Origin of the sequence: Streptomyces griseoluteus (assembly GCF_004784465.1) — a bacterium.
In the GTDB taxonomy this organism is placed as follows: Bacteria; Actinomycetota; Actinomycetes; order Streptomycetales; family Streptomycetaceae; genus Streptomyces; species Streptomyces griseoluteus.
The window spans coordinates 323,444-338,972 of record NZ_SRRU01000006.1 but is presented as its reverse complement, the minus strand read 5'-3'; the positions used below and the strand labels follow the sequence as shown (position 1 = coordinate 338,972).

General features: G+C 73.2%; 13 protein-coding genes. 5 read left to right on the top strand and 8 right to left on the bottom strand.

Annotation, left to right across the window (positions count from 1 at the left end; translation table 11 throughout):
• Positions 1-32: 32 nt before the first annotated feature.
• From E5082_RS18680 to cyc2, 3 genes are all read right to left on the bottom strand, one after another.
• Positions 33-944, bottom strand: a complete 912-nt coding sequence (locus E5082_RS18680; RefSeq protein WP_135792373.1) for an aminoglycoside phosphotransferase family protein — start codon at positions 942-944, stop codon at positions 33-35.
• A gap of 55 nt (positions 945-999) precedes the next feature.
• Positions 1,000-2,124 (bottom strand): aminopeptidase P family protein, encoded by a 1,125-nt coding sequence (locus E5082_RS18675; protein WP_135792372.1) that lies wholly within the window; start codon positions 2,122-2,124, stop codon positions 1,000-1,002.
• Positions 2,125-2,232: 108 nt separating this feature from the next.
• Complete coding sequence (gene cyc2 / locus E5082_RS18670; RefSeq protein ID WP_135792371.1) at positions 2,233-4,392, bottom strand: germacradienol/geosmin synthase Cyc2; 2,160 nt, start codon at positions 4,390-4,392, stop codon at positions 2,233-2,235.
• A 235-nt stretch (positions 4,393-4,627) separates the two neighbouring features.
• Between cyc2 and E5082_RS18665 the strand changes: the two genes are divergently transcribed.
• On the top strand, positions 4,628-5,731 hold the full coding sequence (locus tag E5082_RS18665; RefSeq protein ID WP_135792370.1) for a cytochrome P450: 1,104 nt from the start codon (positions 4,628-4,630) through the stop codon (positions 5,729-5,731).
• Here the strand turns inward: E5082_RS18665 and E5082_RS18660 are convergent.
• Both E5082_RS18660 and E5082_RS18655 read right to left on the bottom strand, forming a co-directional pair.
• Positions 5,708-6,910, bottom strand: a complete 1,203-nt coding sequence (locus E5082_RS18660; RefSeq protein ID WP_135792369.1) for a damage-control phosphatase ARMT1 family protein — start codon at positions 6,908-6,910, stop codon at positions 5,708-5,710. The genes E5082_RS18665 and E5082_RS18660 overlap by 24 nt on opposite strands.
• 21 nt (positions 6,911-6,931) lie before the next feature.
• Positions 6,932-7,579 carry a ScbR family autoregulator-binding transcription factor gene (locus tag E5082_RS18655; RefSeq protein WP_135792368.1) on the bottom strand — a complete coding sequence of 216 codons (648 nt, stop codon included), beginning with the start codon at positions 7,577-7,579 and terminating at the stop codon, positions 6,932-6,934.
• A gap of 356 nt (positions 7,580-7,935) precedes the next feature.
• On the opposite strand from E5082_RS18655, the gene E5082_RS18650 reads away from it, so the two are divergent.
• Positions 7,936-8,883: a lytic polysaccharide monooxygenase auxiliary activity family 9 protein gene (locus E5082_RS18650; RefSeq protein ID WP_135792367.1), complete on the top strand. Its 948-nt coding sequence runs from the start codon at positions 7,936-7,938 to the stop codon at positions 8,881-8,883.
• 19 nt (positions 8,884-8,902) lie between these two features.
• Here the strand turns inward: E5082_RS18650 and E5082_RS18645 are convergent, their stop codons facing one another.
• Positions 8,903-9,550, bottom strand: coding sequence for a Tat pathway signal sequence domain protein (locus tag E5082_RS18645; RefSeq protein ID WP_135792366.1), 648 nt, complete (start codon positions 9,548-9,550; stop codon positions 8,903-8,905).
• 434 nt (positions 9,551-9,984) lie between these two features.
• Here E5082_RS18645 and E5082_RS18640 point away from each other — a divergent pair, with 434 nt between their 5' ends.
• Both E5082_RS18640 and E5082_RS18635 read left to right on the top strand, forming a co-directional pair.
• The gene (locus E5082_RS18640) at positions 9,985-10,641 is read left to right on the top strand and encodes a DUF6230 family protein (protein WP_135792521.1); all 657 of its coding nucleotides are present in this window, start codon (positions 9,985-9,987) and stop codon (positions 10,639-10,641) included.
• A 4-nt stretch (positions 10,642-10,645) separates the two neighbouring features.
• Positions 10,646-11,059, top strand: coding sequence for a DUF6114 domain-containing protein (locus E5082_RS18635; RefSeq protein ID WP_135792365.1), 414 nt, complete (start codon positions 10,646-10,648; stop codon positions 11,057-11,059).
• Positions 11,060-11,149: 90 nt separating this feature from the next.
• On the opposite strand, the gene tatA is transcribed toward E5082_RS18635, so the two are convergent.
• A complete protein-coding gene (tatA, locus tag E5082_RS18630) occupies positions 11,150-11,350 on the bottom strand; it encodes a Sec-independent protein translocase subunit TatA (RefSeq protein ID WP_135792364.1) in 201 nt (66 codons plus the stop codon).
• A 124-nt stretch (positions 11,351-11,474) separates the two neighbouring features.
• Here tatA and E5082_RS18625 point away from each other — a divergent pair, with 124 nt between their 5' ends.
• Positions 11,475-13,049, top strand: coding sequence for an LCP family protein (locus E5082_RS18625; RefSeq protein WP_135792363.1), 1,575 nt, complete (start codon positions 11,475-11,477; stop codon positions 13,047-13,049).
• Here E5082_RS18625 and mgtA read toward each other — a convergent pair.
• Positions 13,040-15,529: a magnesium-translocating P-type ATPase gene (gene mgtA / locus E5082_RS18620; protein WP_135792362.1), complete on the bottom strand. Its 2,490-nt coding sequence runs from the start codon at positions 15,527-15,529 to the stop codon at positions 13,040-13,042. The two genes, E5082_RS18625 and mgtA, sit on opposite strands and share 10 nt — an antisense overlap.

Below are 15,529 nucleotides of genomic sequence, written 5' to 3'. Positions count from 1 at the left end.
GCTCGCCGCGCGCCGGAGCCCCGCCGACACCCCTACTCGTCCTCCTTCAGCTCCGTGACCCGCTCCAGCATGATCGGCTCCCACGCCCGGAGCAGCGCCGCGTGCAGGGGACCCGCCGCCGGGGTGTCCAGGTGCTCCGACAGGGCGATCACCGTGTCGCAGCGGGCTAGCCATAGGCCGCGCAGGCAGGGCCGGGCACCGTACCCGGCGAGCGTGGCGGCGCGGACGGCGGCGGGGGCGCCGACGGAGGTGGCGAGGGCGGCGATGTCCTCGGCGGGGTCCCCCAGGGCCGCGCCGGTCCAGTCGAGGACCGCGCGGACCCGTCCGTCGGCGCTGATCAGCACGTGCTCCTCGGTGAGCCGGTGGTGGGTGAGCACGGCCGGGCCGGCCTGGGCGGCCAGCTGCGCGGCCCCGGACGGCGTGAGCTGGCGCAGCCGCCCCGCGTCGAACTCGTCGGCGGCGGCGAGCCGTTCGGCCGCGTGGGCGGCGATACGGCGCAGCGCTCCCAGCGACCGCGGGGCCACGCGCGGCACCCCGAGCGTCTCGGCCTGCCGCACCGGGACCGCCCGCAGCCCGGTGAACAGCCCAGCGAGGTCGGCCTCCCCGAGCGCGGACACCTCGTGCCCGCCGCCGTAGTCGCCCGGCAGCCGGGCGTCGAGCGTGCAGGCGAGGCCGGGCGTCCAGTCGCCGTGCGCCACCCCGGACGGGACGACGACGGGCACATGCGGCCGCACCAGGTCCCTGAGCCGCGTCTCCCGCCGCAGCCGGACGGACGCCTCCCGGTCGGGCGCGAGCCGCAGCACGTACCGGGTCCCGACCCACCAGGTGTACGGGTGCTCCGGCGCGACGGGCCGTACCTCCGGCCCCTGGGCCGTACCGCTCCTGAGCAGCGAGCGGACCAGTGCGCGCACGGTGTCCGGGGTGGGGGTCGGTGGCCGGGTCATGGGTCGTGTCTCGCCGTTCCGGAAGGTCGTCGCGGAGGTGGCTGCCTGGGTCTGGTCAGTCCACCACGACCATCTCACGGGTGGTGTTGTTCAGGCGGCGTCCGCCCTCCTCCGTCACCGTCACGATGTCCTCGATCCGGACCCCGAACCGGCCGGGCAGGTAGATGCCGGGCTCGACCGAGAAGCACATGCCGGGCACGAGCGGCTGCTCCTCGCCCTCGATCATGTACGGCGGCTCGTGCGTGGTGACGCCGATGCCGTGCCCGGTGCGGTGGATGAAGTACGGCCCGTAGCCCGCGTCCTCGATCACCGCGCGGGCGGCACGGTCGACGTCCTGGCAGGTGGCGCCCGGGCGGACGGCCCGGAACCCGGCCTCCTGCGCGGCCCGCACCACGTCGTGCACCCGGCGCTCCTCCTCGGTCGGCTCGCCCACGTGGACCGTGCGGGTGGTGTCGGAGCCGTAGCCGTCCTTCAGCCCGCCGAAGTCGAGGACGACCATGTCGCCCCGCTGGATGACCCGCTCCCCGACCTCGTGGTGCGGGTTGGCCCCGTTGGGGCCGGAGCCGACGATGGTGAAGTCCACCTGGGAGTGGCCGAAGCGGCGCAGCAGGCCGGCGAGGTCGCGCCCCACCTCGTCCTCGCGGCGCCCGGCGAAGGGCAGCTTTCTGATCTCCTCGAAGGCGGCGTCGGCCGCCGCCCCGGCGGCGGCCAGCAGCTCCAGCTCGGCCGCGTCCTTGACGGCCCGCAGCATGGGCAGCGCGTCGGTGAGCGCGCTGCACCTGAGGTCCGGCAGGGCCCGCTGGAGGGCCAGCAGATGCAGCGCCCACGCGTTGTCGCTGACGCCGACGCCGCCCTTGGGGTCGAGCAGCTCGGCGGTCAGGGAGTGCGGGTCCTCGCCGTCGGTCCACTTCAGCAGGGTGAGCGCGGGGGCGCCCGCGGCCCGCTCGGCGTCGGGGGCCTCCAGTGCGGGGACCACGAGCACGGGTTCACGGCCCGGCACGAGGACCAGCATCGTGAGCCGCTCGGTGACAGGGGGCGCGTACCCCGTGAGCCAGACCAGGTCCGGTCCCGGCGCCACGAGCAGCCCCCCGAGCCCCGCCTCGGCGGCGGCGCCGGTCGCGCGCGCCATACGGGCGCGGTAGTCCTCGGCGGTGAAGATCGCGGGCGTACTGCCGGTCATCCGGGCCTCCGGGTGTGGTCGTGGCGGCGGGGCGTACGGCCATCATGACGCGCGGGGCATACGGCGACCACCGGGTTCGCGGTGGCCGCCGGGGGCGCGGGGGCGCCGTCAGCCGGTCAGCTGGAGCCGCCGCGGTGCCTGGCCGGGTACGAAACCGTGGGCCCGGCCGCCCAGCCACTCGGCCTTGTAACGGTCGACCTCCCGATGCCAGTTGAGGATGCCCGCGAGCCAGTTCTGGAGGTCGAGGACATAGTGGTCCATCGCCGCCCGCGCCTCCTCGGAGAGCTGGAAGTCGTCGTAGAGCACGGGCAGTTCGTGCGCGACCACATGCTCGAACTGCCGCATGCGCTGGGTCATCAGGTCGTGGACGACGGCGAGCGCGGCCGGGTAGCCGATGCCGAAGAAGTTCTGCACCACGAGGATCGCGTTGTGGATCTCGCCCTCGTACTCGATCTCCTTCTGGTACGAGAAGACGTCGTTGAGCAGGCAGGCGTAGTCGATGGCGGCGTTCTCCAGGGAGCGCACCGGCCCGGTGCGGTACACCTCGGGCGGGACGGCCGGGCCCTGGCCCATCCGGCACATGCTCAGGGTGAGGTCGGAGCCGAAGGTGGCGCGGCGCATCTCCAGGTAGTCGACGGGGTCGGGGACGCGGTGCTGGAGGTGGTTGGACAGCTCCCACACCCAGCTCTCGGTCATCACGTCGACGGCGGCCTTCAGGGTGTGCCGCTGCTCGACGCTCATCGGAGCGGTGGTCCGCGTCCACAGGTCGACGAGCCCGCGCTCCATGGCGTTGGCCGGGACGAGCCCCGGTTCACCGTCGACCGGCATGCACAGCGACAGCCGGGCCGTGGTCAGCCGGGCGGCGGCCAGGTCGCGGCGGTGGCCGTACACCAGCGGGTAGTAGTCGTCGCCGTACGTCCCCCAGGCGAGCCACTGCGCGCTCAGGTCGAGCGCCTCGGGCGTGGCGTCGGGATCGAGTCCGGCGGAGCACAGGGCGAGGTCGTACGCGGCGAGCTTGTCCTCGTCCCAGACGCCCTCGCTCAGGATGCCCATGGTGTGGCACCACGTGACGAGGTGCTGCCGGGAGGCGTCGACGTGCGGGCTCAGCTCCAGCGGGAACGGCATGTGGAATTCGGGCAGCAGCGACGGCCCGACCTTCTGGTACGGGACGTGCGTGTACGCGCGCAGGCGTTCGGCGCCCGCCGAGGCCAGCAGGGCGCGGACGTCGGCCGCGGAGGTGCCGGGGCCGCTCGGCACCCGCCAGGGCGTCTCGGAGCGGGCGCCCCGGTTCATGTAGCGGCTGGAGCGCAGATGCCACTCGTGGCCGCCGGACTGCCAGTCCTGCAGCCCCTTGGTGTACGCGGCCACCGCCGCGACCTCGTCGGGCCGCAGCCCGTTCTCCAGCGCCACGGCGGGCACCTCGGTGAGCGCGGTGTGCTCGAACTGGTGCAGCCGTGAGGTGAGCACGTCGTTGACGGTCTCGGCGGCCTGCTGGGCGGAGCAGCCGAAGAACCGCTCCAGCACCAGCACGCCGTTGCTGTTCTCGCCCTCCTCCTCCACCTCCCGCTGGTAGGAGAACAGGTCGTTGCGCAGGTGGACGGCGTCGGAGAAGGTCTCCATCAGCACCCGGAGCGGCCGGGACTCCGCGACCGGGGCGGGCACCTCGGCGGTCGCGTACTCCACGAGTCCCGCCGACCAGGGGGCGCCGCCCACCTTGCGGCGCATCTCGATGTACTCCACCGGGTTGGCGATCCGGCCCTCGTTGATGTTGGACAGCTCCCACATCGACTCGTTGAGCAGATGCTCGGTCGCCACGGCGAAGCGGCGGCGCCAGCCCGCGGACATCGCCGGAACCGTGCGCGCCCAGAGGTCGGCCAGGCCCGCCTCGACCGGGTTCGTCGGGTCGGGGACGGGGGTGGCGGGGTCGAGCGGCATGAACAGCGGGAGCCGGTCCAGGTGGGCCTTGCCGGCCGCGCGGTCCGGAGTGCGCTTGAACATGTCGAGGAAGTGGTCGTCGAAGAAGAACACCCACACGTACCAGTCGGTGATCAGCGAGAGCGCGGGTCCGTCGCAGTCGGGGTGGGTGTAGGCGCACAGCAGGCCGTAGTCATGTGCCTCCAGGTCGGCCTGGTCCCAGATCCCGGAGCCCTCCAGCATGCCCATCTCGCGCGCCCACCCGGTGGAGTGGGCACGGGCTTCGTCCAGATGCGGATTGAGCCGCGCGGGATACGGCATGTAGAAGTGCGGGAGTTCGAACGGCTGCGTCATGGCGGGGGGCTACCCGCCGGGCAAATGGGCCATCCGCCACGACTGGGATGATCACACCATCGCGTGAACCAGTGCCGAACCCGGGAACTCGCACCGCCCGGTGTGGCGTTGACCGTCACAGCCACACCCCTGCCCGTGGCCCGTTTCCGGCCCTGCCGACGACATCCGGACAGCCCGGCACCGGAGGCCGTCACTCCCCTTGTCCGTCCCCCGGGCCGGGGCCACGGTATGGGCCATGATCCCCTCCCCGCCTCCCCGGCACCGATTACCGCACGCGCCCGCCCCGGTGTCCTGGCAGGACGAGCCCGGCACGGCGGACCGGCCGCCCGGCCCCGGCTTCTGGGCGGTGACCCGGCACGCCGATGCCCTCCGCGTACTCCAGGACCCGGTGACGTACTCCTCCCTCCCCGGGCCCGGCGAACCCGCGCTCCTGGGACGGCTGCTGTCCCGCCAGGACCCGCCCCAGCACACCCGCCTCAGAGACCACACGGCCGACGCCCTCACCCCCGAGCGCGTCGAACGCTTCACAGCGACCGCCCGCGAGCGCGCCCGCACCCTGCTCACCCGCGCACTGGACACGGCTCGCGCCACCGACGGCGTCCTCGACCTCGCCACCGCCGTGTCCGACCCGTACACCGCGCTCAACCTGGCCGACCTGCTCGGCGTCCCGCACGCCGACCGGCGCCGTCTGCCCGGCTGGACCGGGCCGCACGCGCTGGAGGACACGACCGGCTACGCCCGCCGGCTCGTCGTCCACCGCCGCCGCTATCCGGACGACGACCTCACCACGGTGCTGGCCCACAACGCCCGGCTCAGCTCCGACGAGCTGGACATGCTCGTCCCCCTCCTCCTGACCACCGGCCTCGCCCCCATGCGCGACGCGGCGGCGGGCGGACTCGCGATGCTGGCACAGCACCCCGAGGCGTACCGGGCGCTGCGCGAAGGAACAGCGGAACTCGGGCCCGCGATCGAGGAGTTGCTCCGCCTGCACCCGCCCCTGCTCAGCCTCCGCCGCACCGCCGCCACGGACACCGACCTCGCCGGCCACCGCTTCCGGCGCGGTGACCGGGTCATCGTCTCCCTCGCTGCCGCCAACGGCGACGCCAAGGTCTTCAGCACCCCCGACCGCCTGGACCTCGCCCGCACGCCCAACCCGCACCTCTCCCTCGGCGCGGGTCCGCACCTGTGTCTGGGCGCCGACTTCGCCCGGCTGCAACTGCGCGTCCTCCACGAGGAGGTGCTGCGCGCCCTGCCGGAGCTGCGGCTCGCCGGGCCGGTGCTGCCGTCCGGCTCCGGCGTCACCAACGGTGTCGCGTCACTGCCCGTCCGGGCCGGCTGACGGGTTGACCTGGATCAGGGCGTGGGTGCCGCTGGTGAGCCACTTTCTTCCCTCCGCCTTGTCCAGCGCCTCCTCGGTGGCCGCGGAGAGCCCGGTGACGACCTCGGACTTGAGGGTGCGCAGCGCGGCCACCGGGCCGGGGAAGTAGGCGGTCACCTCGTCGAAGGGCGTGGTGGCCGGCCAGTACCGGTCACCCACCAGGCGGCGGTAGTTGAGGTCGCCCTTGAGCAGGGTGAGGCCGGCCGCCGCGAAGTCGGCGCGGAGGTCGTCCGGCATTTCGCCGTATGGCAGCGGCGAGCAGGAGAAGGGGTGGGCGCGGAGGACGAGGCGGCCGTCGCCCAGGGCCGACCAGAGCGTGTCGCCGTACTCCCCCGCCAGACCGCCCGCCGAGCGCAGGCGGTGCAGGGCGTCGATCACGTCGGCGGTGGTGGCGTCGGAGACGTAGTACGGGGTGGGCTTGAGGTGCAGGACCGCGCGGCCGATGCGGGGCTCGGTGAGGAGCGCGGCGATGAGCAGCAGGTCGGGGACGAGCTCGCGGCCGGCGTTGTCCGCGACCAGGCAGAGGGTGCCGGTGCCGCCGGGCGGGAGCAGCGACCAGAGGAGGTCGCTGTCGTCGGCCACCAGGCCGGGGGCGGCTTCGCGTCGCTCGCCGCCCTCCGCGGACAGCTGGAAGCTGAGGTCGGCGCGGTTGCCCCACAGGGAGCCGCTCAGCAGGGCACGGTCGCGGTCGTCGGCCGGGCGGTCCCGCAGATCCTCGAGGGCGGACAGCTCGGCGTCGGTCCCGGCGGAGTGGAGTTCGCCGGTCTTGGAAGGGCGGAACGGGTCGATGCCGCACCAGGCGCCGGGGCCGAAGTAGCCGACGGCGCCGAGCAGGCGGCGGTAGAAGTAGCTCTCGGCCCACAGCCACGGCACGTCGAACCAGGACTGGCCCGCGTAGGTGTCCATACCCCAGCTCTGCCAGCGCTCGCGGTCGGGGGCGTCGGCGGGGAGGGGTTCGATGACGCCCTCGGTGCAGTTCTTCAGCAGGGCGTCCAGCGCGTGTTGCTGCGGGGGCTCGTAGGGGAGGCCGGCGCGGACCTGACGGATGATCGCGGGGTGCCGTTCGGCCAGTGTGCGGTGCGGGAAGGAGCCGGGTGCGTCGGCGCGGATGACGGGCGCGGTGGGGGCGGCGTCGGACATGCCGTCACCGTACCGCGCAGGTCAGCCGGCCCTGGCCTCCCGCTCCAGTTGTGCCGCGAGGGCGAGGTAGCGGGGGCGGCGGTGCACCGGGACCAGGCTGCGGAGCATCAGGTACCACATCTCGGCGACCCGGCGGGGCAGCCGCGCGGGCGGTTCCAGGGTGCGCCCGGCGACCCTGGTGCCGACGAAGAAACAGACCAGGGAGTGGGCGACGATCCCGGCGTCCAGTTCGGCGTGCACATCGCAGTCCCGGACGGCGCCGTGCAGCTTGCGGGAGGCGAACTCCAGCCACTCGGTGAAGGGGTGGCGCAGCGGCGGGCGCATGGGCAGGTCGGTGGTGACCAGGCGGAGCCCGGCGCGGGGCACCGGGTCGTGCACGGCGAGGCGGGCGAGGGCGAACGTGACGCGCATCAGCGCCTCCAGCGACGAGCAGCCCCGGCTCTCGACCTCGGCAACCACCTGCCGGGCGGCCACCGACTGGAGTTCGAGGATGGCGTGCGCCAGGTCCTCCTTGGCGGCGAAGTGGAAGTACAGGGCGCCCTTGGTGACGTTCGCATGTCCGACGATGTCGCTCAGACTGGTCGATTCATACCCCTGCCGGTCGAACAGGTCGGCCGCGGCGGTGATGATCGTCGTCCGGGTCTGTTCAGCGCGCAACTGCCTCGCCATCGGCCGACCCCTCTCCTGCACGAACGGGACACGCGGTTTGTTTTGACCCCTCGCATACGATAACTCACCGAGCCGCAAGGGGAGTCACGCGGGAGGCACCGAGATTCCGCGCTCCTCCACACTTCCTCCCCTGCTCGTCCGGGGTGAACTGGACCTTCCGCTTTTATCCGGCTCCGGGGGCTTCCGGGTGCACTGCGTCGCTCACGCGAAGATTTCCGGGCGGTGAAGGGTGCGGCAGAAACAGCCGATGCGGTCTGTAATTGACTTCTTCGGTCGACTGAGAGTCTGAACACACCAGTGCTGTCACCCGTATTGGGGACGGAGACCCCCACCGCCTCGCCGAGGAGACGTCCCGGATGACTCGGATGACCGCCCGCCTGAGCACTCTGGCGGCCGCCGCCGCGACCCCTCTCCTGCTGCTGCCGTGGACGGCGGCCCCGGCACTGGCGCACGGCGCCCCCACCGATCCGGTCAGCCGGGTCTACGCCTGCTCGCCCCAGGGCGGCAGCGCCAACCGGTCGGCCGCCTGCCGGGCCGCGATCGCGGCGAACGGCGCCCCCTTCACCGCGTGGGACAACCTGCGGGTGCCCAACGTCAACGGCCGTGACCGGCAGATGATTCCGGACGGCAGACTGTGCAGCGGGAACCTGCCCGCCTACCGGGGTCTCGACCTGGCCCGCACCGACTGGCCCGCCACCCGGCTGACTCCGGGCGCCCGGCTGACCCTGACGTACGCCTCCACGATCGCCCACGAGGGCTCGTTCCGGCTGTACCTGACCAAGCCCGGCTACGACCCGGCGAAGCCGCTGAAGTGGTCCGACCTGCCGGACCGACCGTTCGCCGAGTTCAAGAACCCGCCGCTGAGCAACGGGGCGTACCACCTTCAGGCGACGCTTCCCTCTGACCGGACGGGACGTCAGATGCTGTACACGATCTGGCAGAACACCAGCACGCCGGACACCTACTACTCGTGCTCCGACGTGGTGCTGGCGAGCGGGACCGCGGCTTCGGGGAGCGGTTCGGGCGCCACCCGGCCCGCGCCCACCAGGAAGCCGGCCTCGAAGGCGGCCACACCCTCCGCGCACGCCTCGCACCCGGCGTCCGCCTCGCCCTCGGCAAAGGCGTCGACTCCCGTGCCGCGCAAGGACTCCTCGTACGCCGCCGTGCCGGACGACGGCAAGCCGGTGGCCGAGGCGACCCGTGCGAAGTCGGGCCCCTCGGCTCCCTTACTGGCGGGCGGTGCGGCCGCGGTGCTGGTGGTCACCGCGGCCGCCGCCCTCGTCCCGCGCCTGCGCCGGCGCTGAACGAGCGTGCAGCAGAACGTCAGTTGACGAACACCGGCGCGCCCGCGTCGGTGACCGGGGCGTACTTGGCGGTGAAGTAGCCGCTGGCGAAGCAGAGCGACGAGCCGGACACCTTGCTGAACTGCTGGTTGGTGAAGGTGATGCTGTTGTCGGCGTTGTCCGCCTTCCCGGTCAGACTCGGCGCCTGGTAGACGCAGGTGACCGAGCCGAGCAGGGTGCGCAGCTTGACCGTGGTCTGGATGGTCGAGCCGCTCGCCGGGGCGACGGAGAGAGTGCCGTCGGAGGAGACCGAGGCGGTGTAGGGCAGGTGGTCGACGGTGATGCCGTTGACGCCGAGGACCCCGGTGACGTTGCTGGTACACGTCGAGCTGTCGAAGGTGTGGCCGGTGACCGACTCGGTGGCGGAGCCCGGAGCCGCCGGGTTGCCGGTGACCTGGGCCGTGAACTGGGACGCCTTGCAGGTGACACCGCTGGTGCCGGTCGCGCTGGAGTACAGGGTGGCGGAGGTGCCGGCGGCCAGCGGCGCGGTGAGGGTGTCGCCGACGGCCACGGCGGTGCCGCCGACGCCGCCCGTGGTGAGGACGGGGCCCGCGTCGGCGGACGCGGGGACGGCCACGGCGACGGTGAGCGCGGTGACGGTTCCGGCAAGGGCGAGGAAGGTGCGCATGCGGGTGCCTCTCTTCCGAGGTGGGGGGCGGAGAGCAAGGTGCGCCGGGATGCGATGCGAGGTGCGGGATTTCGTATACGGGACGGCCGCCCGGAGAAGCCGGGAACCGGCGCGTGCCGCGGGTCGGGCCCGGCGCCACGGTCCCGAGGAGATCAGGCAGAGTTGTAGACCTGATGTGACACCAACGTCAAGACGCGGCAAGGGAGTTGGAGGTCAGTGGCACGCACCTGCGCAGGGTCGGCACCCACTTTTCACAACTCTCTTGACCCTTCAATGTAACCGGCGGTAACTTCCGAGAAGGCTACCGTCGCGTAACCGGCCAGAGCCCTCGCGTCCACCGGGAAACAGCGAGGCGGCCCACGCGGCCGCCCTTGTCCGCGCCAGGACAACGCGCCACCTGAAACCCGCATGGATCTACGCCCATGGGAGCAGACATGGCCTCGTCCCCGGACCTCTCGTCCACCGACCCCAACCCCGCACCCGAACCGGCCGGCGGCGTACGGCGCGGGCGCGTCCGGTACCGCCGGGCCGCCGTACTGGCGGTCCCCGCCACCCTTGTCGCGGCCGGGCTCGCGATCCTGACCGCCGAGGGCGCGCTGGGTGTGCAGTTCGCCATCTCCGGCATGCCCTTCACCGTCACGGCGACCGAGCTGAACGGCACCGGCTTCGAGCAGTTCGGCGGCCTGGACAACATGGCGGACGGCAGCCCGAACGCGGGTGACACCGGCGGGCAGGTGCTCGTCGTCACCTCAGCGATCAAGAGCGCGACCCTCACCAAGCTGTGCCAGAGCGTCGACCTGGGCGGCACCAACCTGCTGATCAAGGCGGGCCAGGGCAGGACGAAGGTGACGGCCACCGATCTGACCACCGACTCCACCGAACTGTCGGGCAACGCCTCCTTCGACCACATCGAGATCGGCAACGACGCCAGCACGCTGAACAAGGCCAACGCCAGGGGCCCGATCGGCGTCTTCTCCCAGCAGGCCGACACCGTGCACATCGCCAATCTGCGCCAGACCAACTACGCGACCACCGCCGGGGTGTTCAAGCTGCCCGGTCTGAAGCTGGGCTTCAGCGACTCGGGCTGCTGAGCCGATGGCGGAGCCTGGGCGCCGGACGGCGCGGGCGGCCTTCCGTGACTGGCGGGGACGGCGGCCGTTCTGGGGCGGGCTGCTGCTCGCGCTGGGCGGGGCCGAGATCCTGCTCACCGAGAAGGCGTCACTGAAGGTCGTCATGCACATCGGCATGCAGGGGCTGGCGGGCTATCTGCTGCCGGCCCTGATGCTGCTGCTCGGGCTGCTGGTCCTCTTCAACCCGGCCCAGCGGCTGTTCTACTCGATCGTCGGCGTCCTGGTCTCGCTGGGCAGCTGGCTCACGTCCAACCTGGGCGGCTTCTTCGTCGGCCTGCTCCTCGGGGTCGTCGGCAGCTGCCTCGCCTTCGGCTGGCTGCCCGACCAGGAGGCCCGCGTGTCCCGACGACAGCGGCGCCGGGAGCGCGCCGGCGCCTGACCAGCGGCTTCCCTCGGACCCGGCGGCACCCTGCCGCCGGGTTCTCCCTCTTTCAGGTGATGCGGGAACTTCTCCCTGGGCGTGCCGAGTTCACCGCACAGCGGGGTCGGCCGGCGTGGGTGCGGCGGGAGCGGCACTCTCGTCCTTCATCGCCTTCGCCTCGCTCTTGAGGATGCGCAGGGACCGGCCCAGCGAGCGAGCGGTGTCCGGCAGCTTCTTGGAGCCGAACAGCACGATGAAGACGATCGCCACGACCAGCAGATGCCAGGGTTCCAGTCCATTACGGAGCACGATCGCCCTCCCTTTTCCCACGCGGTTCCCGACGGCCAGGGGCTCCCGCGCCTCCGGCCTGTTCAGCGATGATTGCTACATTGCGCAACTGTACAACCCAGGGAGAGGCACAAGAGGGCGGGCGATGAGCATCACGAGCAGCCGGGGGACGGCACCGTCACGGCGACGCGGCGGCGGCCGGGGCTCCCCGGAGAGCCAGGGCGATTCCGGCGACGCGGGCCGCGGGACCCGGTCCGGCGCGCGGGACCGGCGGCGCCGTCGTGCGCGCAGGGCACGGGTGGCGCTCCTCGTCTGCCTGTCGCTGGTGGTCCTCGGCGGCGCGGGGGCCGGCTGGGTGTACCTGAAGCTCAACGGCAACATCCAGACCTTCGACGCGGGCGGCCTCTCCGACAACCGCCCGGCGGGCTCGTCCAAGGGTGAGAACGTCCTGGTGATCGGCTCGGACGCGCGCACCGACGGCAACGCGGCGCTGGGCGGCGGCGACAGGGACGGCATCGGCCGCTCCGACACCACGCTGCTGCTGCACATATACGCCGACCACAAGCACGCGCTGGCCGTGTCGATACCGCGCGACACCCTGGTGACGATCCCGCCCTGCAAGCTGCCCACCGGCGGCTGGACCCAGGCCCAGCCGAACACCATGTTCAACGCGGCCTTCTCGGTCGGCGAGACCGACAAGGGCAACCCGGCCTGCACGCAGAACACCGTGGAGCAGCTCACCGGCCTCCGCGTGGACCACACGGTGGTCGTGGACTTCAAGGGCTTCGCCGCGCTCACCCAGGTCGTCGGCGGGGTGAAGGTGTGCCTGCCCAACGACGTGTACCAGAAGGACCTCAACCCCAACCGGACCAGCCGGGGCACGCTCCTCTTCCGGCAGGGCGAGCAGCGGGTCGCGGGCCAGCAGGCGCTGGACTACGTGCGCCTGCGGCACGGCATCGGGGACGGCTCCGACATAGGGCGGATCAAGCGGCAACAGGCGTTCGTCGGCAGCCTGTTGAAGGAGGTCAAGGACAAGGGGTTCACCCCGACCAAGCTGCTGCCGCTGGCCGACGCGGCGACCAGGTCGATGACCGTCGACCCCGGACTGGGCAGCGCCGACAAGCTGCTGTCGTTCGCCATGTCGCTGAAGAACGTGGACCTGCACAACACCAAGTTCGTCACCGTGCCCTGGCGGTACGCGGGCGCGCGGGTCGCGGTCGTGGAGCCGGACGCCGGTGAGCTGTGGGCCGCGCTGAAGGCGGACCGTACGATCGACGGCGCCGACGCCAGCGGCGGGAAGGGCCACGCGGCGAAGAAGCCCGGCCCGGCCGGCCACTCCCCCGCCCCGGTCTCCGGCAAGGGCATCGCCGTGGCGGTCTACAACGGCACCACGGTGACCGGCCTCGCCGCCAAGGGCTCGGCCGCGCTGACCGCGTCCGGCTTCACCGTCACCGGTACGGCCACCGCGCTCTCCCAGAACCATCTGGCGACGGTCGTCCAGTACGGCCCCGGCATGGCGGACCGCGCCCGGACGGTGGCCAAGGTCTTCCCCGGCGCCCAGTTGGAGCAGATCGGCGCGCCCCGGATCAACGTGGTCCTCGGCCAGGCGTACGCGACCGACCCCACACCGTCCTCGACGTCCTCCTCGGTACCCAGCGAGGTGGCCAACGGTGCGCGTTCGGCGGACGACAACCCCTGCGCGAACCTCACCTACGGCTGACGCCGGTCGTGGCGCACCCTCGCCACGACCAGCGCGAGGGCGTACGGCACGAGGACGGCGGCCAGCAGGAGGTAGCGGCCGGCGGGCAGCGCGGTCAGCCCGAGGACCGCGCCCAGGGGGGTGGCCGGCAGCAGCAGTCCGGCCCCGGCCAGCGCGGCCGAGGCCCAGCCGACCGGGCCGGGCCGGCCGCCCGCGATGCGGCGCCCGGAGCGCAGGAGCAGCATCGCCAGCGCCTGGGCGAGCAGGTTCTCGGTGAACCAGGCCGAGTGGAACAGCGCCTCGCCACCCAGGCCGGCACCGTTGCGCGGGGCGAGGAGCACGGCGAAGGTGGCGAGGTCCGCGACCGCGTTGAGCAGGCCGAAGCCGGTGAGGAAGCGCAGGAAGGCGGGCGGCCGCAGCTTGGTCGGCCGGCGCAGCGCCTCGGGGTCGGGCCGGTCGTCGGCGAAGGCGAGCTGGGAGGCGTCGAAGCAGAGGTTCTGCGCGAGGACCTGGGCCGGGAGCATCGGCAGGAAGGGCAGCAGCAGCCCGGCGGCGAGCATGGCGAGGACGTTGCCGAGGTTGGAGGAGAGGGTGACACGCAGGTAGGAGGCGATGTTGGCGCTGCTGTGCCGTCCGGCGAGCACGGCGTGCCCGAGCGCGCCGAGGTCCTTCTCGCCGAGCACCACGTCCGCGCTCTCGCGCGCCACGTCGACGGCTCCGCGCGGTGCCACGCCCACGTCGGCGGCGAGCATCGCGGGCACGTCGTTGACGCCGTCCCCGAGGAAGCCGACCGTGTGCCCGGCGGCGCGGAGTCCGGCCACCACACGCGCCTTGTCCTCGGCCGTGCACCGGGCCACGACCGTGACGGCGCCCGGTGTCCCGGCGGCCTCCGGTGCGCCGCCGGTACGCACCTCCCCCACCGTCAGTCCGAGGTCCCGGCACGCGCGTACGGCGGTGGCCGGGTGGTCGCCGGTCAGGACGCGCACCTCGACGCCGAGCCCGGTCAGGGTGCGCAGGGCGCCGGCGGCGCCGGGCGCCAGATCGTCGCGGAAGGTGAGCAGGCCGCGGAAGGTGAGCCCGCGGGCGTCCTCGGCACGGTAGGGCCGGATGCGGGCCGGGAGTTCGGCGGTGGCGACGGCGAGGACGCGCAGCCCGGACTCCGCCTGCCGCGCGGCGAGCCCGAGCAGCCGGCCGCGCTCCGCGTCGGACAGCTCGCACCGCTCCAGCACGGCCTCGGCGGCACCCTTGGTGATCAGCACATGCCGGCCGAGGGCGCCGGTGACCACGGCGGTGGCCAGCCGGTGGGCCGGGTCGAAGGGGAGCGCGGCGACCCCGTCGTACTCCTCCCCCACCGGCCCGGCAGCGCTCAGCAGGGCCTCGTCCAGGGCGTCGGGGGCCGGGAGCTCGGAGAGGGTGAGGCCCCACCAGGCGGCGACGGCGGCCCAGCGCAGCACCTCGGGGTCGTCCCGGCCGTCCGGCCCGAGCGCGGCGGCGAGGACGGGCCGGTCCCTGGTGAGGGTGCCGGTCTTGTCCAGGCAGAGCACGTCGACCGCGCCGAGGTCGTGCAGCGCGGGCAGCCGCCGTACGACGACCCGGTGGGCGTCGGCCAGCCGGGACGCGCCGCGTGCCAGACAGGTGGTGACGATCACCGGGAGCATCTCGGGGGTGAGCCCCACGGCCACCGCCACCGCGAACGGCAGCGTCTGGAGGACCCGGCCGTGCACGGCGGCGCTCGCCATGAGGACGAGCGGCGGGGTGAGCAGCATGAACCGGACCAGCACCCAGGAGATGCCGTGCACGGACCTGTCGAATGCGCTCGGCCCCCGCCGCGCGGGGACCCGCTGGGCGGCGCCGAACCGGGTGCGCGCCCCGGTCGCCACCACCACGGCGCTGGCGCTGCCCGAGACGACATGGCTGCCCTGGAAGCACAGATGGGACTCGGCGAAGCGCCTCGGCGCGTCGGCCGCCTGCTTGGCGACCGGCGCGGACTCGCCGGTGAGCGTGTCCTGCCGCACGGTCAGCCCCCGCGCACGCAGCAGCCGTACGTCGGCCGGTACGAGGTCGCCGGGGCCGAGCCGGACGATGTCACCCGGTACGAGGTCGGCGACCGGCACCTCGCGGACGCGCGGCTCGTCCGCGCGGCCGGCGCGGCGCAGTACGGTCGCGGTGCCGGTGACCAGACCGCGCAGCGCGGCGAGGGAGCGGTCGGCGCGGCGTTCCCCGGCGGCGCGCAGCGCGCAGCTGACGGCGACCAGGGCGAGGATCACGGCGGCGGTGCCCCAGGAGGCGACGAACGCGGACACCAGCCCGAGGGTGAGCAGTACGGCGGTGAACGGGTCGCGCAGGGCCCGTACGGAGCGGCGGGGCCAGGACGGGGCGGGCGGTGCGGCGGCCGGGGTGTTCTCGCCGTGCTCGGCCAGCCGGGCGGCGGCCTCGGTCTCGGTCAGTCCGCGCGGGCCGGTCTCCAGGCGCCGCAGGAGCCGCAGCGAGGTGTCCGGCAC